We start from the raw sequence: 19,420 nt of genomic DNA on the forward strand, positions 1-19,420 counted from the left end.
TTGCATGAAAACACTCCAAATAAAAACTGCACAAAATGTAAACATCAATTTTACCTTGGCTAATGTTGGTCAAAGGCTAGTTGCATTCTTAGTAGATAACTTGTTAAAGTTTGCTTATATCTATTTTATAATAGCCGTATTTGACTTTAATTTGTTTAATGATTCTTTAAAAGGAGACCAATGGTCTATAAAAGCAATAGATGTTTTGGTTTTTTTGCCTATTACTTTTTATTCATTGTATTCTGAAATACTAATGAATGGACAGACTATAGGTAAAAAGCTTTTGAAGATTAGGGTTATTAATGTTGATGGATTTAAACCTTCTACAACGGATTATATTATCCGTTGGTTTTTGCGTATTGTTGATTTTAATTTGTTTTCTCTGATCTATATTTATATGGCATCTTTAGGTTTGTCTAGCCTTTATATGTTGCTGATGCTCATTTTTATATTTGGTAAGTTGGTAGGATTTGTATTGATTCTTTTTACCGATAAAAACCAGCGTTTTGGAGATATTATAGCAGATACTGTTGTCATAAATACCAAAGATGAAGCCCAATTTTCTGAAACTATTTTAGAAGATATTAAAGAAGATTATATACCTACGTATCCTAATGTGGTAAAGTTGACGGATAATGATGCAAGAATTATAAAAGAAACGTTTAAAGTTGCCAGTAAACATAATGACTATAAGACCTTGATAAAACTACGTTCTAAAATACAAGAAGTAACGGGTATAAAGTCTAAACACACTACAGACAAAGAGTTTATAGACGCGATTTTAAAGGATTATAATTTTTATACACAAAATATGTAATTTTTGATAGAACCTAACAAAAATCATGTTTTTTAAGAAGATAAGGCTTTAATTTTATATCTGGATCTAGAGGTCTAAAATTGGTAAGTATTTTACCTACAAGAGTTTTAACTTAAACACCCCAAAACATGCACACCAAAGTACTACGCTTAAGTGATTTAAAATTTAATTTAGAAACTTGGAGAAGGGAATTGCGTTTTCATTTATCTGAAATGGATACGTTTGAAGAAAAACTAGAAGAGATTGCCGCAAGAGGTTATAGTAAGAGTACTTCTGTACCCTTAGAGCAGTTTCAGAACAGGATTATGATAGAGAAGGATGTTATTTCTAAATTGAAACACCGCTGTAAACACAAGATTGCTTTATTGAGTTCTCCTGATTCTTATGAATTATTAGAACCAAAATTTCATGATGACCATCAACCTTTAATGGATGATATGCGTACTTATATTAAAATGCATTATGAATTGATAGAAGAAATGATGACGTATTTTTTGAATTGGTTGGAATAGCTTTTTTGACCATAGTATTGTAATAGGCTTTATCATTGTTTGAATACAATTATAGAGCCTATTGTTTTATATAAGATATTTTATGATTAGTACAGTTTGTTAAAAATACTATTTAACATAATATAAATTATAATACAAGTAATATTGTTTTGACATTGAGCTGTATATACGTGTAATTAGCTTTTTGGGATCTTTAGTAATTGTTTGTTTGTAATATGGTATTGGTTGGTGTGTTTTCTCTTTTTTGTGCTGCTGAATTCTGTTGTGTATCTGTTTTATTTTGGGGTGTATTTTGCTGGTTTTTTTATGTTTCTGAATTTGAAAGGTTTTTGTGAAATTTGGTTGTTTTTAACTTTGATTTTTTGTGGCTAAAAAATGCTGTTTTTTGAGTGTAAAATACCTCTGATTTTGAGGTGATTTTTAGGTGCAGTAACCATGACGTTGATATGACGTTACTATGACGCTGCTATGACGTTGCTATGGGACTACTTTGAAGGTCTATTTTGGGGTTCTTTTTTTTGGTTTTTTTAGGGCTTTTTTGAAAGTACTCTATTTAACATAATATTTTACCTTTTGGATGTTTTTATAGTGCTTTTTTTCTGTTCTTTTTTTTATGAATATCACTAAAAATTTGGATGTTATTTTCTCTGTTCTTATTTATTGAAGAACAGCACCAAAAATCTAGATTTATTTTATTTTTCTTGAATTCTACAAGATATTTCACTAACGCGTCCAGACACCAGGCACAGGCTGGCCCATTCGCTATAAATGTCCACTGGACATTTTCTTAACGTTCTGTCTTCTTTGGACGCTTAGCCGTTTCTTATCTTTTGAATTCTTAGGGAAAATAAAAGTATGTCGGGTTTAGATGGTAACTTTGTTTAGTGGTGCTTCCCTCCTCTTTTGTGTTGGTTTTGAGGGTATTTTATAAAAAAAGTCCTACCGAAGCAGGACTAAAGATTTTCATCTACGGCATATAGCCTTATTGTGATAAGATTAAAGATTAGAAATTTTAATCTGTTTCAAATATAAGAAATTATTTTTTTATGATGTATTTTATTTTTAAATTTAAGTATTCATTTTAAATTGCTAAAAAAATATGAAAAAAATACTAGGATTAGACTTAGGGACTAACTCTATTGGTTGGGCCTTGATAGAAGACAATACTATTTTAGGAATGGGAAGTAGAATATTTCCTGAAGGAGTTGTTAATCTAGGAGAAGGAGAAGGAGAAGGAAGAGAAACTTCTAAAAACGCAAGTAGAACAGAAGCTAGAGGTGTTAGAAGACAATTTTACAGGAGGCGTTTACGTAAAAGATACTTATTAAAAGAACTAGCTAAATATAAGCTGTGCCCTATTTCTGATACACTTATAAAAGATTGGAATGGAACTGAAATTTTTAAAAATAAAGAACTACAAAAATGGTTTAAATTAAACCCTTACGAACTAAGAGCAAAAGCTATAAGTGAAAAAATTACCTTGTTAGAATTAGGACGAATATTTTACCATTTTATACAAAGAAGAGGCTTTTTAAGTAATAGTAGAAGTGCTGGTGCAGATGTAAAAGAAGCGAGTACTATTTTTAAAGGAGATGCTAAAATTGGAAAAATTGGGATTAGTGAAACCTTAAATAGTATTGATAAAAACAAAACATTGGGTTCTTATTTAAGTACTATTTATCCAAAAGAAAATGAACCTTTTTCTGGAGAATTAGAGCGTATAAGAAACAGGTATACAACAAGGCAGATGTATATTGATGAATTTGAAACTATTTGGGAGTTTCAGCAGCAATATCATAAAGAACTTACAATTACTCTAAAAACGATACTTGGAGGTAGGAAAAAAGATGGATATAAAGAAGATGGTGTTTTATTTCATCAAAGACCATTACGTTCTCAAAAGCATTTGGTTGGTTACTGTACTTTTGAACCTAAGAAAACAAAGTGCCCTATTAGTGCTATCCCTTTTGAATTATTTAGAATTTACCAGTGGTTAAATACGCTTTCTTATGATGTTAATGGAATAAAACAAAAAATTACATCTGAAGAACGAGAGAAAATAGTTACACTTCTATTATCTAAAGAAAAACCTAATTTTAAAGAAATTAGAAAGGTAATTAACAAGTTAGATGGTTGTTATCAATTTAATTATAAAGATGATGATAAAATAGTTGGCTCGCATACTATTAGTAATTTATCTAATAAAAAATTCTTTGGGAAAGAATGGTTTGATTTTTCTGATGAAGAGCAAGAAAATATATGGCATGTACTTTCCTTTTTTGATGATAGAGATAAATTAAAAGAATATGCTATAAAGAATTGGGGTTTTGACGAAGAAAAAGCAACTAAGATTTCTAAATTTAATTTAAAAGAAGGGTATTCTAATTTAAGTAGAAAAGCCATTAATAACATTTTACCTTTTTTAAAAGAAGGTTTTATGTATGATGTTGCTGTTGGTTTGGCAGGTGTTAAAAATGTTTTAGGCAAAGATTGGGAAGAGCATAAACAATTTGTTTTGGACAATGTGCCAGAAATTGTTCGCTCAAATTTAAAAGGAGGTTATATAGAACCTTTAAAAAATATGATGAAAAACGAATTTAATTGTACAGATAAACAATTAGAAAAACTATATCATCATAGTAGCGCCATTGAAACAGTAACCATTTTAGATAAACTTCCTGTAAATATACATGCAGATAGAGAAATACAAAAGATTAAAAACCCTGTTGTTATTACAGCGCTATTTGAAATCAGAAAATTGGTTAACGAAATTATAGATACTTATGGAAAACCAGATGAAATAAAAGTAGAACTAGCAAGAGATTTAAAAGCTTCTAAAAAGAATCGTTACGAAACAAGGAGAAAACAACAAACCTTAGAAAAAGAAAATGATAGAGTAAAAGGTGAATTAGAGAAATTAGGTCAGCGTATAAATCACACTAATATTTTAAAATATAAATTGTGGGAAGAGTGTAACCATACCTGCCCTTTTACAGGAAAAACAATTACCATAAGCCAATTGTTTACAGGAGAGATACAAATAGAACATATTTTTCCTTGGAGCAGGTCTTTAAATGATAGTTTTAATAATAAAACCCTTTGTTTTGCAGATGAAAACAGAGCGAAAGGAAATTATACCCCTTATGAGTTTTACAGTAAACATGGAGATAAAAAATGGGAAGCCATAAAACTGCAAGCCTTAAATTGTTTTAAAGATAAATATCCTAGTTACCCTAATGCTTACAGAAAATTTAAACATTTTGTAAAACAAAAACACGATGAAGATTTTATAAGTAGACAATTGAACGATACCCGTTATATAAGTAAAGAAGCTAAAAACTATTTATCTAAAATTTGTAATAATGTTATGGTGGCACCAGGACAAATGACTGCCGTTTTAAGACATCAATGGGGATTAAATAGTATTTTAAACAAAGACGACGATACAAAAACGAGAGATGACCATAGACATCATGCTATAGATGCTTTGGTAATGGCTTGTGCTACAAGAAGTCATTTACAAGAACTAAGTAAAAGAAATAGATACAATAAAAACTATGAATTAAAAGATTTTCCAGAGCCTTGGTTTAATTTTAGAAATGATGCTGAAAAGGCTATTGCTCAAATTTTAGTATCTCATAAAAAACAAAAAAGCTTATTAACTGTAAGAACCCATATCACTAAAAAAAACGGTGTTGTACATAAAAATTTAGGCATTGCTGCAAGAGGGCAATTGCATAAAGAGTCTGTTTATGGTTTAAGACAAGCTCCAAATTCTACACAAGCATTTCATGTACGAAAACCTTTAGAAAGTTTAACTACAGAAAAACATTTAGAAAAAATAGTAGATAAAAGTATTAGAGAATTAATTTATAAAAAGGTACAGCAATTAGGTGGTTTTATTAAAGGGAAAATACCTAAAGAAACCTTTTTTATTATTGATGAAAATGGAGAAAAACAACCACAAATATTTTTACCCAATAGAAATGGAAAGCCTGTTCCTATTAAAAAAGTAAGAATAAAAGAAAATATTGGTGGCGCAGAAAAATTAAAAGAACATACAAACCAATATGTAAACCCACGAAATAACCATCATGTGCTTATATATAAAGATTTTAATGATAATTTAAAAGAAGAAGTAGTTACATTTTGGACTGCCATTGAACGTAAAAGACAAAAACAAGCTGTTTTTCAGCTACCAAAAGATGGTAAAGAAATTATAAGTACACTACAAATTAATGATTTATTTTTACTAGGTGTTGATGAAAATGAGATTGATTGGGAAAAACCAGATAATAATTTATTAAATAGATATCTGTATAGAGTTCAGAAAATAAGTTCTAAAGATTATAACTTTAGGAAAGTCGAAGCTTCTACTATTCTCAATAAAATAGAAGCAATTAGAATTAAGAGTATACCTAGTTTTCAAAATTTAAAACCAATAAAAGTAAAACTTAATAGTATTGGCAAAATAGTGAAACTATAATAAGTAAGTTTTTGTCATTCCTACAAAGGAGAAAACACATATCAAAAAAAGATGATAGCTTATAATGAAAATGAAGGTAGCCACACGTATTTTATATATATTATAACGAAACCAAAATGCTATTGCTAGAGAAAAAGAATTAAAAGGTTGGCGTAGAGAAAAGAAATTGAATCTAATACGTACTTTTAATAGTAAGTTTGAATTTTTAGAAAACCGTTTTATAAAAAGCTAGTTCTCTGTGTCATTCCTTACGAAGTATGAGGAGGAATCGCATAAAAATGCTCAGATTCAGATTATGAGATTCCTCCTGCGTCGGAATGACAAACCAAAGTTCTTTGACATAAAATTATCAATCTTAAACAACCAAACCACAACAGAAAATTGATTATTCAATTTTATAAAATCAGTTTTTAGTTGTGGTTTGATTAAAGATTAGAAAAAACGATATTAGCTTCTATAAAAGGTCTTTTTGTAAGCATGTTGTGGTTTGATTAAAGATTAGAAAAAACGATATTTTAAAGCTTCATCACCTCCAAAGAATTTAGTTGTGGTTTGATTAAAGATTAGAAAAAACGATATTCTCTTGTTCAAAATATACAGTTTTTTCAGTGTTGTGGTTTGATTAAAGATTAGAAAAAACGATATTCTTTCCACTATATGCTTGTTTAAATTAATAGTTGTGGTTTGATTAAAGATTAGAAAAAACGATATTAATGTTCCTGCAGGAGTTGAAGAACCAAAGTTGTGGTTTGATTAAAGATTAGAAAAAACGATATTTTTCATATTAGTATCTATGTTTAGAACTAAGTTGTGGTTTGATTAAAGATTAGAAAAAACGATATTAATAATCAAAGTAGACTCTACTGGCGAAATGTTGTGGTTTGATTAAAGATTAGAAAAAACGATATTATAGAGAAAGAGGTTTATAATTTACTTTGCGTTGTGGTTTGATTAAAGATTAGAAAAAACGATATTGAGCACGACAAAAAGGTAACAGCAGGTATTGTTGTGGTTTGATTAAAGATTAGAAAAAACGATATTCCTGCTATCTTTCCAAGCTTGTCCGTATCTGTTGTGGTTTGATTAAAGATTAGAAAAAACGATATTGGGTATTTTTGACTTTGTATTACTGTATAGTTGTGGTTTGATTAAAGATTAGAAAAAACGATATTTTAAATACTTCATACGAGAGAGCTGATGGAGTTGTGGTTTGATTAAAGATTAGAAAAAACGATATTTTGCTATATTTCTTTCCCCTCCAAATGCATGTTGTGGTTTGATTAAAGATTAGAAAAAACGATATTAATTGTAATAAAGTTTGCAAGTTCCTCGCTGTTGTGGTTTGATTAAAGATTAGAAAAAACGATATTATCTCTAAAATCTGTTAGTAATTGCCCATTGTTGTGGTTTGATTAAAGATTAGAAAAAACGATATTACCACTACATTTATTTTAGTAGGAAAACCAGTTGTGGTTTGATTAAAGATTAGAAAAAACGATATTATGAAAACGCTAGACGAAAACGGAAAAGCGGTTGTGGTTTGATTAAAGATTAGAAAAAACGATATTGATTGGTCATATTTTAGTGGACACTTTATTGTTGTGGTTTGATTAAAGATTAGAAAAAACGATATTGAAGTTCTTTTTTAGTAAGAATCCATGCGCGTTGTGGTTTGATTAAAGATTAGAAAAAACGATATTTGTACAAATAATCTAAATTATGATACTTTAGTTGTGGTTTGATTAAAGATTAGAAAAAACGATATTCAAAACTTCTGGAGGGTTTAAGTGGTCTTAGTTGTGGTTTGATTAAAGATTAGAAAAAACGATATTAGATAAAGTAAAGCAAAACATCTTATTTAGTTGTGGTTTGATTAAAGATTAGAAAAAACGATATTAAAGAGAACGAAAACAACACGTTTCCTTCGGTTGTGGTTTGATTAAAGATTAGAAAAAACGATATTAGACCGGTATAATAAATACCTATCGATGTTGTTGTGGTTTGATTAAAGATTAGAAAAAACGATATTTTGTCGCCTTTTACTTCTGTATTTCAGATTGTTGTGGTTTGATTAAAGATTAGAAAAAACGATATTCAAGCGTTTTTTGTGACTTCAAGAAGTGTTGTTGTGGTTTGATTAAAGATTAGAAAAAACGATATTAGTTGTTTTGTTAACTTCTAATTATCATAGTTTTAAATATAAATATCGTAGATAAAAAATGCTTCTTGCAAAGGTGTAATTACTTTGTTTGAAGCATTTTTTGTTTTCTATTAAAATAATTCTAGTTGCATTGGTGTTGGTTCTTTGTAAGCTTCTACTCTACCCCAAAAGTTCATGATGTTGCCATATTGTTTGTCTGTTATTCTTAAAATACTAACCTTTCCGTAGGGTGGTAAAAGTGCTTTTATTCTTTTTTGATGAGCATCTGCACTTTCGCTACTAGCACAATGACGCATATAAACAGAATATTGCATCATTGTAAAGCCGTCTTTGAGTAGATTTTTTCTAAACTGCTGCGCATTTTTTTTATCTTTTTTTGTGTCGGTAGGTAAATCAAAAAAAACAAATAACCACATAATTCTATAAGCATTTAAATCCATAATTTAGGATATAAAATTTTTCTGGATTTTCCTGCAAAACATTGTTGTAAAGAACTAGTTGTTCTGCTTAAAGCGACCATTAATGGGCTTTTTTTGTCTTGGAAATAAACAGTTTGTGTTAGTACACTTAATAATTCTAATTTTATGGGTGTAATTAAATCATGTTCGTCATATTTTTTTATAATTTCTAAGACTTTAGCATCAATTAAGGGGCGATATGGTTCCATAACATCGTCTGCTAAACAAAAAGCATTGTATTTATTGTGGTGATGGATTCCTAATGTATTTAACAAGCCACTGCCTGAAAGTGCTCTTGCTACTGCTGCTCTTAAAACAATATAACCATAGTTTAAAAACAGGTTAGGATATACGCCATTTCTTTCTCTAATAAAATTAAAATCAAAAATATTCTTCCAATAATATGCTGCAGCTACAGCTTCTCTATTATCACTATCTCCACTTAGTATTTTGGATTTATAATGATTTAATGGTGTGCTGTTTATACCTTGTTTATTTAAAAGTATTGCTTGATTTTGAATTTTATGTTTGATTATTTGTTGCCATAATTGTTTTTTTAAGGGTTCAGAAGCATTTATTTGATTTGTAAAAAGTTGTTGTTGTATGTGATGATTGTTTAAATTTAATAACATGCTTTGGGGCATATGTTTATCATCACAAAAAATAACACTAACATTATTCTGAGTTAATTTAGAAATTGCAGGTATAGAAATATACGTTTCTTGATTTTCTATAACAAGAAACCCTATATCTTCTATAGGTACTGTTTTTACAGTTGATTGCCTATTTGTAATTACTAGTTGTTCTAATTTTGTTGTTAAAGCACATTTGTTTTGAAAGAAAAGAGTTCTTTTTATCATAGTTTTTTTCTTAAAGATAAAAATTTTCTTTTTTATTTAAAAATGGAGATATAAGTTTCTTAGTCTTAGAATAGTTTATTTTAATGTTTATCAAATAACTAATCTTACAATAATCTGAATAGATAGTTTTTAATTTTACACAAAAAAAGAGACAACCTTTGGACAAGGTTGCCTCTAACTTTCAAATACTAAGGTTTTCTTACGACCTTAATTTTTTGCTTTTATTTTATCGGTATTAACCTACAGCAGAGATTCTCATAGCGTTTGCGCTTGATAGCTCGTATAATTCGGAATTAATTTCTTGATAAAATAAAATACCTGTTGCCATTACCACTGCTACTGTATTTGGTAATACAGCTGCAAAACCTAGGTCTACGGTTAGGGTTGTGTCTGCCCCTACCATAGCTTCTATTGGTATTGCATTGCTTAAGTTGATGCCATTTACTTTATTGTCTGTAGGCTCTACGGCTTCGTATTTTTTTAAACCAGATACGTAATGATAATTGCTTAAAACGGTAGATGCCAATATGAGTTTAAAGTGTGTTGCCCCTTCTGGAGCTCTTAAAAAATTAGAAGTATTGAAATCTGGTATTACCCATGTTGCAATGCTTCTGTTGGCATCTAAGGTTGGCGCTGTGTATTCTGGATAAAATACTGTGTTTAAAGGCGTTTTGCTATTGAACTCGAATCCTTCTAAAATTTCTTTATTGGTAAGGATATCAAATTCTCTTTGTCCACGCACACCAGATCCCATGTTGTTTATACGTTTCATTACACCTGTGAGCCTTCCTGTAACGGTGCTGTCTTTGATGTTTTTGATGATTGTACCAAAACCTTGTCTTAGTGCTTTGCCTACGGTTGCGGAGGCACCGAACTCTGACATGTTTTCTCTTGTTCTTTTGTAAGTAGGATCGTTGGTAATTCTGCTTTTATCTACACCTCCAGTGGTTTTTACAATGCTTTGTCCACTGCTTTCGTAGAATGTTAGTCCGCCTAAAGAGCCTTGTAGCTTAATAAAGCCTTTCTGTTTAGCCATAATAAAAATGGTTTTTATGATTGCTATTCTTTCTTTATGGTATGTGTTTTATTCTTACACTTTTTCTTTTTTACGTATCAGAAATTATAACAATCTGATTAATAAATTGGTTTGTTGGTGTACAAACTCTTGAAAATCATTGGCCAATGATGTCTTTTTTACAATTACAATAATGTAATTGATTTGGGTGTAAGAAATTTATAGTATTTGAAAGTGAAACAAATATAATAATATTTTTATTTTATAAACAAATGTTTTTTAGGGGTTTATAAATTTTTTTGCTGCTTTGACCTGATTTTTATGTAAGACTTTGTGTTTTTTACGACCAAATTGAACAAGATGTTGTAATATTAAACAAATACTAATAAAATTAAACGAATAATTAACTAAACATACCTATGAAAAAACCAGTAGTGATTGCACAAGTAAGTGCATTAAAAAACAAAACACCCGAACACGCACTTGTAAATGGATTGGATTTAGTAGTTGTAAAATTTGATGAAGATATCTCTGTACTTTACGGAAGGTGTTTGCATAGAGGAGCACTAATGTCTGATGGACATGTAGATGGAGATAATTTAATTTGTGGAGTTCACGGATGGGATTATCGTGTAGATTCTGGCGTTTCTGAATATAATAATAAAGAAGTACTTCATAAGTTTTCAACTAAAATAGAAGGCGATGATTTATTTGTAGATGCTTTTGAAATTGATGCCTATTTAGAAAAGAATCCACAACCTTTTAATAGAGATGCCTATTTAGGAGCTTACGCAGATACACATCCGGAAGACACCGAACCTTATACAGGTTATATAAAAGAACTGGCTCAAAATGGTCTTAAAAACATTGGACATCATGGTTTTTCAGCTTCCATGGGCGTGGATAGAAATACACTTCCTAAGTGGAATGATATTCAATTTTTACCCGCACAATTGGCTACAAGACCTTTGTTGGATGATGAAGCAGTTGCTACGAAAGTAGTTATTGGTCCGAATGCCCAAAAGCCCTTAACCTTAGCTATGCCTCTTTTTGTAAGTGATATGAGTTTTGGAGCCTTATCTCGTGAAGCCAAAATAGCCTTGTCTAAAGGAGCAGAATTAGCAGGCACAGGAATATGTTCTGGTGAAGGAGGTATGTTGCCCGAAGAACAAGCCAATAATTCTAAATATTTTTACGAATTAGCTTCTGCACAATTTGGATTTTCTTGGGATAAATTAGACCATGTACAAGCTTTTCATTTTAAAGGCGGACAAGGAGCTAAAACAGGAACAGGAGGACATTTACCTGGAAATAAAGTGAGTGCAGAAATTGCAGAAGTAAGAGGATTAAAAGAAGGAGAAACCGCTATTTCGCCAGCCGCAAACCCGAATTTTCATAGCGTAGAAGATTTTAAAGTATTTGCCGATAAAGTAAGAGCACATACCGGAGGTATACCTATTGGATTTAAAATAGCAGCCAGTCATATAGAAAAAGACATACAATTTGCATTGGATGTTGGAGTGGATTATATTATTCTAGATGGACGAGGTGGTGGAACAGGCTCTGCACCAAGTATTTTAAGAGATCATATTAACGTTCCAACCATTCCGGCATTAGCCAGAGCAAGAGCCTATATGGATAAAGTAGGAGCCACAGATGTTACCTTAGTTATTACAGGAGGTTTACGCGTTGCCGAAGATTTTGCCAAAGCTTTGATGTTGGGTGCAGATGCCATTGCGGTATCTAATTCTGCATTACAAGCAATTGGTTGTTTAGGGATGCGTGCTTGTGGATCTAATAATTGTCCGGTTGGGATTGCGACTCAAAAAGAATCTTTGCGTAGTAGGCTAATAATAGATTCATCTGCAAAACAATTACAAAATTACTTTGAAGCGACCAACGATTTAATTAGAGTTGTTGCGCGTGCTTGTGGATATGATAATGTTACGAAATTTAATTTTGAAGATCTTTCAACTTTTGATAGAGAGATGCATTATTTAACAGGAATAAATTACGCAGGTATCAAATAAATAAGCATGGAAAACTGGTATTTGCCCATAACCATTGTTCCTGGTTTGGGATTGCTTATTCTTTCAACATCAAACTTAATGGTTACTTTAAGTAATGAGATAAGTACAATGATTGAAAACTCTAAAGAAAAAACCATCATTGCTAAAAAATTAAAGCAATTAAAATTACTTAATATGGGCATGGTGTTTTTCTATGTAGCAGTAGCCCTTTTATTGGTTTCTGCAGTATTTAATGGTTTATATTCTGCTGGAAAAATATCGCTATATACAAGTGTATTGGCTATCATTTTTGCGCTTATAGGGCTATTTTCTTTAGTGATTTTCTCTTTTAGAGCAGTAACGATTAGACAAAAACAATTTAAAATAATGTAACTAAAATTGAATAGGTTAAACTTGTTTTAGAAAAACGCTTAAATGCACCTGCCCTATTAAAAAAAAATTACGAACAAAACTTTAATACAAATAGAAATAGATAACATGAAACAAAATTTAAAAAACGGAATGGCAGCACAAGGATATGATGTGGTATCATTTTTTAACGACAACCCTAAAAAAGGAAACGACTCGTATACTTCAACTTACCATGATGCTAAGTATTTATTTGCTTCATTAGCAAACAAGGAAAAATTTGATGCAGCACCAGCCCAATACACTCCCCAATATGGTGGATTTTGCGCTATTGCGATGTCTGAAGGTGCAGAAGCTAATCCTAATCCTAAAAGTTGGGAAGTTCGAGATGGGAAACTCTATTTTTTTACTAGAATGCTTTTCGGAATTATTGATGCAAAAAGACAATGGGTTAAAAAACCTGAGGAATTAAGAGCTTTAGCGGATATGGCTTGGGGTAAAATGAATGCTTCTTAAAGTTCTTGATATTGGTTTTTCTTTGTTCTTTTTTATTGAAGAACAGCACCAAAAATCTAGACTTATTTTATTTTTCTTGAATTCTACAAGATCTTCCACTAACGCGTCCAGACACCAGGCACAGGCTGGCCCATTCGCTATAAATGTCTACTGGACATTTTCTTAACGCTCTGTCCTCTTTGGACGCTTAGCCGTTTCTTATCTTTTGAATTCTTAGGGAATATGGTATTACATATTCTTTAAAATAGAAGAAACCACTAAAAAAATAGTGGTTTCTTCCTTGCAATTAATAATAATTAGGGGCTTGTTTTATTAAGGCTAAAATTCTTTGAAAGAAATGCCTTTAGTACTTATTAAAATCCTTCTAAAACGATTTTACCTTTAGCTTTTCCAGTTTCTAAAAATGCGTGTGCTTTACGAAGGTTTTCTGCATTAATAATTCCGAAATTTTCACCTAAAGTGGTCTTAATAGTTCCGTTATCAATTAAAGTAGCTACTTTATTTAAAATGTTGTGTTGTTCTATCATATCGTCTGTTTGAAACATAGATCTGGTAAACATAAACTCGATATGTGTAGATACCGCTTTTGCTTTAAATGGCATTACATTTAACGATTTTGGATCGTCTATAAACCCAAATTTACCTTGAGGTTTTATCAGTTTTACAATTTCATCTACATGCTGTTCTGTGGCATTTAAACTCACTACATATTCTGGAGCAGGAAGGTTGTGTTTTAGAAACTCTTCGCTTAATTTATTTCTATGGTTAATCACAGCATCTGCGCCCAATTTTTTTAACCAATCTGTGGTTTCGTTACGAGAAGCCGTAGCAATAATGTTTAGTTTGGTTAACTTTTTAGCCAATTGTACCAAAATAGATCCTACACCACCGGCAGCACCAATGACTAAAATAGATTTGCTAGCATTGTTCTTTGCAACCTGCAATCTATCAAACAACATTTCGTAAGCAGTAAGTGATGTTAAGGGTAATGCAGCCGCTTCTGGGTAAGACAAACTAGAAGGTTTTTTACCTACAATACGCTCGTCTACCACTTGGAATTGCGCATAGCTACCTTGACGCGTAAAATCGCCTGCATACCAAACTTCGTCACCAACTTTAAATAAAGAAACATCATTACCAACTTCTTTAACGATTCCGGTAGCATCCCAACCAATTACTTTCCAATTGTCTCCCTCTACAGGGATTCCTGCACGTACTTTATAATCTGCCGGATTTACAGAAATGGCTTTAATTTCTACCAAAAGATCTCTACCCGTTGCTTTGGGGGTACTTAATTGAATGTCTTGCAGAGATTTAACATCTTCTATTGGAAGATTTTCTTTATATCCTATTGCTTTCATTTTGTGTGTTTTTTAGAAGGAAAATACTTATTTAAAGGTTACGATATCTTCAAAATTACGTCTTGATTTACCAAATTCTGGATCTGCTTTTCTATATCCAAAAGCCACCATAAATGATAAACCATATTTGTCTGTATCTATTCCAAATTTGTCTTTTAATAACGCTTCTGCTTTTTCTTGATGGAATCCTTCTATAGGACAAGAATCAATTCCTGTTAATGCCGCTGCTGTCATCATATTCCCTAAAGCGATGTAGGTTTGTTTAGAAGACCAATCGAATAATTTTTTGTCGGTATCTAAATCGAAATCACGTTCTTGAAATTCTCTGTAAAATGTAGCATACATATCAATTACGTCTTGTGGTAATTGTTTTACATCCTTCATCATGTGCATAATATAGTCTGCATCGTGTTTTACCATTGGTGCTTTCATACTTAACCCTAATACAAAATGACTAGCTGTATCTAATTTTAGAGGAGCTCCCCAAGCTACCGGTTTTAATAACTCGCGTAATTCTTTGTCTTGAACAACTACAAAATGCCAAGGCTCAAAACCAAATGAACTTGGTGATAAATGTGCAGTTTCTAAGATGAATTTTATGTCTTCATCAGAAACCTTTTTAGTAGCATCAAACTCTTTTGTAGCATGTCTATAATTAAATGCGTTTAAGATGTCTTCTTTTGCGATGTTTGGTATTGTCATAATTCTATGTTTTTATTTGGTCTTTTATATTATAATTTAATACTATCAAAAGTATAGCGACAAAAGTATATATAGTTTTAATCTCTCGCAATAACGGTCAAAAAGGATAGTATGTAAATATTTTTTTAATCTACTTATTATCAGTAGTTTGTAATTATAATTTTTTACTATAAAAAATATAGTTGTATAATTTAGTATAGTATTATATCTTTGTACACTTAATAACGGTAACGATTTTTATTTATGAAACCTACTATGTATAAATTTAAAGGAAAAGAATACCCATGTTGTGCTAGTTTAACGATGGGAATTATTGGAGGTAAATGGAAGACCGTTATATTATATCATTTAATCGGTGGTACACTACGATACAATGAATTACGAAAAGAAATGCCTACTGTTACAGAACGTACTTTAAGTTTACAATTAAAGACTTTGGAAGAAGATGGTATTGTTAAAAGAAAAGTATATACCTCTAAACCCCCTTTGAAAGTGGAATATTCTTTAACCGATTTAGGGAAAACTTTAATTCCGCTTATCCAATCTATTGCAGATTGGGGTGTTTATCTTGTAGCCGAAAAGGGAGAGGTTTTAGTGTAAATAATGAATTGTTTTTTTGTTAATGATATGTCTGTGTTGAGATGGTAACTTTGTTTAGTGGTGCTTCCCTCCTCTTTTGTGTTGGTTTTGAGGGTATTTTATAAAAAAAAGTCCTACCGAAGCAGGACTAAAGATTTTCATCTACGGCATAAATATAAGCTGTGCCCTATTTCTGAATTTCTCTTACATTCATTACTTTTCTTAATAAAAGTTTTCATTATAAATGGGCACGTTTATCTTTTATGGGGCTTTTTATACTTGTTAATTCTTATGCTACACTGATTATTTCTCCAGGTCAATATATTGAGTATTATTTTGTATTATTATCTCCTCTTGCAATTACGCTTTTTGAAAAAAAAAGTTCAGCATATCTTGCATTAGTTATTAGTTTTTTACTGTTTTTAACACCCTACTATTTCTATGTAGTTTACCCTGTTAATGTTGTAGATCGCTTAATTGTTTTAGAAACTGCTTGTGTTTTTCTAGTAATACATCTATTGGTAAATTATTTTAAATCAAATAATTTACAATTCGAAAAACTTTTAGCACTAGAAAGAGACAAGGTACTTTCTGATAAAATTATATTAGAAAGACAAAAACCAGAATTACGAGAATTGAATGAATTTAAATCGCATTTTTGTTGTAAATCTATCTACAAGGCTATACCAATTAATTTTTAAAGAATCTGATAAAGAAAACCAACAAAAAACGCCTATTATTAAAGATTAATGCCAACAGATGCAAGATATTATTAATAGTATTATGGATTTGAGTAAAATGGAAAGTGATCAATTTCAAGTGATAAGTACTCCTGTTGATGTAAGTTCATTTATAGTACTTACTGCTAGAACAGATCAGCAAGGAAAATTATCTATGTTGCGCTTAGGTATTGATGGTTATATATATAAGCCATTTATGGAAGAGGAACTTTTAATTAATATCAAAAATTCTATTGCGCTTTATAATAATGTAATCACTTTTGACAAAAGTACTACTGTTGAAAAAGTTAAAAATCTAAACGAATATGCGGGTAAATTTAATATCAAAATTACTACCTACATTAATAAAAATATAAATTCTCCTTTGCTTACTGTTGATACGATTTCTGAATATATGAAAGTTTCTAGAAGTACATTAAATCGTAAGGTTAAAAGTTTATTAGGGCAAACCGTAAACCAGTTAATACAAGAAGCGCGTTTAGAAAAAGCCAGAAACTTAAGAGCAGAAGAACCTTTTGCAAGTAAAAAGCAAATAGCTGAAGCTGTTGGTATTACCAACACAACTTATTTATTTGACAAACTTAAAGAACGTTATGGAACTTAATATTTCTTTTCTATCTTAGAGTGTTATATTTGATATTTGTGTTTGTTGTATGTATTTAGCTTCTCTTTTACTTTAGTTTTAGAGTGACTATAAAAGTATCAAGAAAAAAAACAATATATTTATTGAAATTATTTTACAACTACCTTAAAAAAATATTTCATATTTTAAGATTAATTACAAAAGTATAAGATGCGATTATATAGATTTAGTTTGATATTGATAACTTGTTTGTCATTTGGACAAACAATACCCAAGAAAATAAGTGAAACGGATTTTTCTATTGGAAAATCAATAGCAATTGAATCGACTATATTAAAAGAAACGAGAGATTTAAATATTTATTTGCCTTTAAGTTATACTACTGATAGTTTAAAGACTTATCCTGTTATTTATTTGTTAGATGGTTCTAAGGATGAGGATTTTATACACATTTCTGGAATTGTTCAATTTGGTTCTTTTTCTTGGATAAATATGGTTCCAATCTATTGTTATTGGAATTGGAAATGTAGATAGAAAAAGAGATTTTACCTCCCCTTCTCTAAACAAATTAGATCAAAAAGAATTTCCTACTTCTGGGAAATCCGAAAAATTTATACAATTTTTAGAAACAGAAGTTTTACCTTTTGTTGAAGCAACATACAGAACAAATACAACTAAAACTATTATTGGACAGTCTTTAGGGGGATTGTTAACTACTGAAATTTTATTAACTAAGCCAACACTTTTTGATAATTATATTATTGTAAGCCCTAGTTTATGGTGGAATGATGAAAAGCTATTAAAGGTACAACCTTGTTCTTTTGACTCAAATACCTCTATTTATATAGCTGTAGGAAAAGAAGGAGAAGTGATGGAAAGAACTGCTAAAGAATTGTACAATAAATTAAAGTTAAATAAAAAAGAACATGTAAAATTGTTTTATGAATTTTTAGAAAATAAAACACATGGAGATGCATTACATAATGCTGTTTATAATGCACTAGATGCTATATTTAAAGTAGAAAAGAAATAAATAAAAACTAAACTTAAAACAGGTATTATCATCTTTAAGTTCAGACATTATTTGTAATTATTTAACTTATAAAATCTAAAATTATAAAATAGTATTATAACTTTAAATAATACTATTTATCTATTTAATAAACAGTGTTTTATGTATGTAATCTTATTTACTTAACTCTTTCATAATTTCTGAAAATAGTTTAAATGATTGTATTCTATCTTTACCATCATAAATATTAGTTACAGCAATTAATTCATTGACTTGTGTTTGTTTTATAAATTCTTTTAGCTGTGCCTTAACTGTAGCTTTACTACCTATAAAAGAATATTTTAGCATTTGATGCACTTGAGGGTTTTGTAAGTTTTCTTTTAGTTCATGTGTCATTGCTATAGGAGGTTGTACAAAATCTCTTTTTCCTGTAAATATTCCTAAAATCATACGAATTAAAGAAGTTGATAAATTTTGTGCTTCTTCATCTGTTTTAGCTAAAATTACATTTATACCTGCCATTACATAAGGTTCTTGTAAATGTTTTGATGGTTGAAATTCTTTGCGATAAATTTCTATAGCATCCCATAAATATGTGGTTGCAAAGTGACTTGCAAAAGCATAAGGCAATCCTTTTTTTGCTGCTAAATGTGCACTATCTGTACTGGAACCTAAAATATAAATAGGCACTTCTACTCCTTCTGCTACGGTAGCACGTACTTTTGAGTTTGTATTTTCTATAGAAAAGTATTGTTGTATTTTTTGTAATTCATTAGGAAACAATTGTGCGGCTTGCATAAAATCTGAACGAATGGCTTGGGCAGTTTCTCTGTCGGTCCCTGGTGCTCTTCCTAAACCTAAATCTATACGATTAGGATATAAAGTTGCTAAGGTACCAAACTGTTCGGCAATAATTAAAGGAGAATGGTTTGGTAACATAATTCCCCCCGAACCAATACGAAGCGTAGTTGTACCTGCAGCTACATATCCCATTAATACAGTAGTTGCACTACTACCAATGTTGGTAGAGTTATGATGTTCTGCCAACCAATAGCGAGTATACCCATAAGCTTCGGCGTGTTGTGCTAAATTAAGAGCATTTTTATACGTTTGTTTTAGTGTATGATTTTTAGAAACTAAAGCAAGATCTAATATTGAATATTGTGTATGTGCTGTTTTCATAAATGTATACTATCAATTGTAAAAATAATAAAGGTTTGATCGTTGTAATTTTATTTTG

17 protein-coding genes and 1 CRISPR repeat array are annotated in these 19,420 nt (G+C 30.4%); of the genes, 11 read left to right on the forward strand and 6 right to left on the reverse strand.

Features of this window, described 5'->3' with window-relative positions:
• Positions 1–4 precede the first annotated feature (4 nt).
• From MC378_RS04955 to cas9, 3 genes are all read left to right on the forward strand, one after another.
• Positions 5–817: an RDD family protein gene (locus MC378_RS04955; RefSeq protein WP_242177617.1), complete on the forward strand. Its 813-nt coding sequence runs from the start codon at positions 5–7 to the stop codon at positions 815–817.
• A 128-nt stretch (positions 818–945) separates the two neighbouring features.
• Positions 946–1,329, forward strand: a complete 384-nt coding sequence (locus MC378_RS04960) for a hypothetical protein (RefSeq protein WP_242177618.1) — start codon at positions 946–948, stop codon at positions 1,327–1,329.
• Positions 1,330–2,428: 1,099 nt separating this feature from the next.
• Positions 2,429–5,815, forward strand: coding sequence for a type II CRISPR RNA-guided endonuclease Cas9 (gene cas9, locus MC378_RS04965; RefSeq protein WP_242177619.1), 3,387 nt, complete (start codon positions 2,429–2,431; stop codon positions 5,813–5,815).
• Between the two features lie 413 nt (positions 5,816–6,228).
• Positions 6,229–7,976: direct repeats of the CRISPR family, unit length 36 nt; unit sequence GTTGTGGTTTGATTAAAGATTAGAAAAAACGATATT.
• 110 nt (positions 7,977–8,086) lie between these two features.
• Here cas9 and cas2 read toward each other — a convergent pair.
• From cas2 to MC378_RS04980, 3 genes are all read right to left on the reverse strand, one after another.
• Positions 8,087–8,416: a CRISPR-associated endonuclease Cas2 gene (gene cas2 / locus MC378_RS04970; protein ID WP_242177620.1), complete on the reverse strand. Its 330-nt coding sequence runs from the start codon at positions 8,414–8,416 to the stop codon at positions 8,087–8,089.
• A complete protein-coding gene (cas1, locus tag MC378_RS04975) occupies positions 8,407–9,294 on the reverse strand; it encodes a type II CRISPR-associated endonuclease Cas1 (RefSeq protein WP_242177621.1) in 888 nt (295 codons plus the stop codon). The genes cas2 and cas1 overlap by 10 nt, the downstream gene beginning before the upstream one ends.
• 235 nt (positions 9,295–9,529) lie before the next feature.
• Positions 9,530–10,330, reverse strand: a complete 801-nt coding sequence (locus MC378_RS04980; RefSeq protein ID WP_242177622.1) for a hypothetical protein — start codon at positions 10,328–10,330, stop codon at positions 9,530–9,532.
• Positions 10,331–10,728: 398 nt separating this feature from the next.
• On the opposite strand from MC378_RS04980, the gene MC378_RS04985 reads away from it, so the two are divergent.
• The 3 genes from MC378_RS04985 to MC378_RS04995 all read left to right on the forward strand — a co-directional run bounded on the left by MC378_RS04985 (position 10,729) and on the right by MC378_RS04995 (position 13,203).
• Positions 10,729–12,339 (forward strand): glutamate synthase-related protein, encoded by a 1,611-nt coding sequence (locus MC378_RS04985; protein ID WP_242177623.1) that lies wholly within the window; start codon positions 10,729–10,731, stop codon positions 12,337–12,339.
• A gap of 6 nt (positions 12,340–12,345) precedes the next feature.
• Positions 12,346–12,711, forward strand: coding sequence for a hypothetical protein (locus tag MC378_RS04990; protein WP_242177624.1), 366 nt, complete (start codon positions 12,346–12,348; stop codon positions 12,709–12,711).
• A gap of 105 nt (positions 12,712–12,816) precedes the next feature.
• Positions 12,817–13,203, forward strand: coding sequence for a YHS domain-containing (seleno)protein (locus tag MC378_RS04995; RefSeq protein WP_242177625.1), 387 nt, complete (start codon positions 12,817–12,819; stop codon positions 13,201–13,203).
• Between the two features lie 353 nt (positions 13,204–13,556).
• On the opposite strand, the gene MC378_RS05000 is transcribed toward MC378_RS04995, so the two are convergent.
• The gene (locus tag MC378_RS05000) at positions 13,557–14,564 is read right to left on the reverse strand and encodes a zinc-binding alcohol dehydrogenase family protein (RefSeq protein ID WP_242177626.1); all 1,008 of its coding nucleotides are present in this window, start codon (positions 14,562–14,564) and stop codon (positions 13,557–13,559) included.
• A gap of 27 nt (positions 14,565–14,591) precedes the next feature.
• A complete protein-coding gene (locus tag MC378_RS05005) occupies positions 14,592–15,266 on the reverse strand; it encodes an NAD(P)H-dependent oxidoreductase (protein WP_242177627.1) in 675 nt (224 codons plus the stop codon).
• Positions 15,267–15,521: 255 nt separating this feature from the next.
• Between MC378_RS05005 and MC378_RS05010 the strand changes: the two genes are divergently transcribed.
• From MC378_RS05010 to MC378_RS15370, 5 genes are all read left to right on the forward strand, one after another.
• Complete coding sequence (locus tag MC378_RS05010) at positions 15,522–15,866, forward strand: winged helix-turn-helix transcriptional regulator (protein ID WP_242177628.1); 345 nt, start codon at positions 15,522–15,524, stop codon at positions 15,864–15,866.
• 242 nt (positions 15,867–16,108) lie between these two features.
• Complete coding sequence (locus MC378_RS05015) at positions 16,109–16,546, forward strand: hypothetical protein (protein ID WP_242177629.1); 438 nt, start codon at positions 16,109–16,111, stop codon at positions 16,544–16,546.
• A 58-nt stretch (positions 16,547–16,604) separates the two neighbouring features.
• On the forward strand, positions 16,605–17,189 hold the full coding sequence (locus MC378_RS05020) for a response regulator transcription factor (protein ID WP_242177630.1): 585 nt from the start codon (positions 16,605–16,607) through the stop codon (positions 17,187–17,189).
• Between the two features lie 189 nt (positions 17,190–17,378).
• On the forward strand, positions 17,379–17,702 hold the full coding sequence (locus tag MC378_RS15365; RefSeq protein ID WP_274704102.1) for an alpha/beta hydrolase-fold protein: 324 nt from the start codon (positions 17,379–17,381) through the stop codon (positions 17,700–17,702).
• Positions 17,686–18,201: an alpha/beta hydrolase gene (locus MC378_RS15370; RefSeq protein WP_338048439.1), complete on the forward strand. Its 516-nt coding sequence runs from the start codon at positions 17,686–17,688 to the stop codon at positions 18,199–18,201. Before MC378_RS15365 ends, MC378_RS15370 begins: the two co-directional genes overlap by 17 nt.
• Positions 18,202–18,354: 153 nt before the next feature.
• On the opposite strand, the gene MC378_RS05030 is transcribed toward MC378_RS15370, so the two are convergent.
• Positions 18,355–19,362, reverse strand: coding sequence for an LLM class flavin-dependent oxidoreductase (locus MC378_RS05030; protein WP_242177631.1), 1,008 nt, complete (start codon positions 19,360–19,362; stop codon positions 18,355–18,357).
• Between the last annotated feature and the right edge of the window lie 58 nt (positions 19,363–19,420).

It is taken from the genome of Polaribacter marinus, from assembly GCF_022662535.1.
Taxonomy (GTDB): domain Bacteria; phylum Bacteroidota; class Bacteroidia; order Flavobacteriales; family Flavobacteriaceae; genus Polaribacter; species Polaribacter marinus.

Excerpts from the sequence above, each read along its gene's own strand:
- MC378_RS04990 (WP_242177624.1), top strand. The coding sequence starts at position 12,346 with ATGGAAAACTGGTATTTGCCCATAACCATTGTTCCTGGTTTGGGATTG.
- MC378_RS05020 (WP_242177630.1), top strand. The coding sequence starts at position 16,605 with ATGCAAGATATTATTAATAGTATTATGGATTTGAGTAAAATGGAAAGT.
- cas2 (WP_242177620.1), bottom strand. The coding sequence starts at position 8,416 with ATGGATTTAAATGCTTATAGAATTATGTGGTTATTTGTTTTTTTTGAT.
- MC378_RS05010 (WP_242177628.1), top strand. The coding sequence starts at position 15,522 with ATGTATAAATTTAAAGGAAAAGAATACCCATGTTGTGCTAGTTTAACG.
- cas1 (WP_242177621.1), bottom strand. The coding sequence starts at position 9,294 with ATGATAAAAAGAACTCTTTTCTTTCAAAACAAATGTGCTTTAACAACA.
- MC378_RS05030 (WP_242177631.1), bottom strand. The coding sequence starts at position 19,362 with ATGAAAACAGCACATACACAATATTCAATATTAGATCTTGCTTTAGTT.
- MC378_RS15365 (WP_274704102.1), top strand. The coding sequence starts at position 17,379 with ATGCGATTATATAGATTTAGTTTGATATTGATAACTTGTTTGTCATTT.
- MC378_RS05005 (WP_242177627.1), bottom strand. The coding sequence starts at position 15,266 with ATGACAATACCAAACATCGCAAAAGAAGACATCTTAAACGCATTTAAT.
- MC378_RS05015 (WP_242177629.1), top strand. The coding sequence starts at position 16,109 with ATGGGGCTTTTTATACTTGTTAATTCTTATGCTACACTGATTATTTCT.
- MC378_RS05000 (WP_242177626.1), bottom strand. The coding sequence starts at position 14,564 with ATGAAAGCAATAGGATATAAAGAAAATCTTCCAATAGAAGATGTTAAA.
- MC378_RS04985 (WP_242177623.1), top strand. The coding sequence starts at position 10,729 with ATGAAAAAACCAGTAGTGATTGCACAAGTAAGTGCATTAAAAAACAAA.
- cas9 (WP_242177619.1), top strand. The coding sequence starts at position 2,429 with ATGAAAAAAATACTAGGATTAGACTTAGGGACTAACTCTATTGGTTGG.
- MC378_RS04980 (WP_242177622.1), bottom strand. The coding sequence starts at position 10,330 with ATGGCTAAACAGAAAGGCTTTATTAAGCTACAAGGCTCTTTAGGCGGA.
- MC378_RS04995 (WP_242177625.1), top strand. The coding sequence starts at position 12,817 with ATGAAACAAAATTTAAAAAACGGAATGGCAGCACAAGGATATGATGTG.
- MC378_RS04955 (WP_242177617.1), top strand. The coding sequence starts at position 5 with ATGAAAACACTCCAAATAAAAACTGCACAAAATGTAAACATCAATTTT.
- MC378_RS04960 (WP_242177618.1), top strand. The coding sequence starts at position 946 with ATGCACACCAAAGTACTACGCTTAAGTGATTTAAAATTTAATTTAGAA.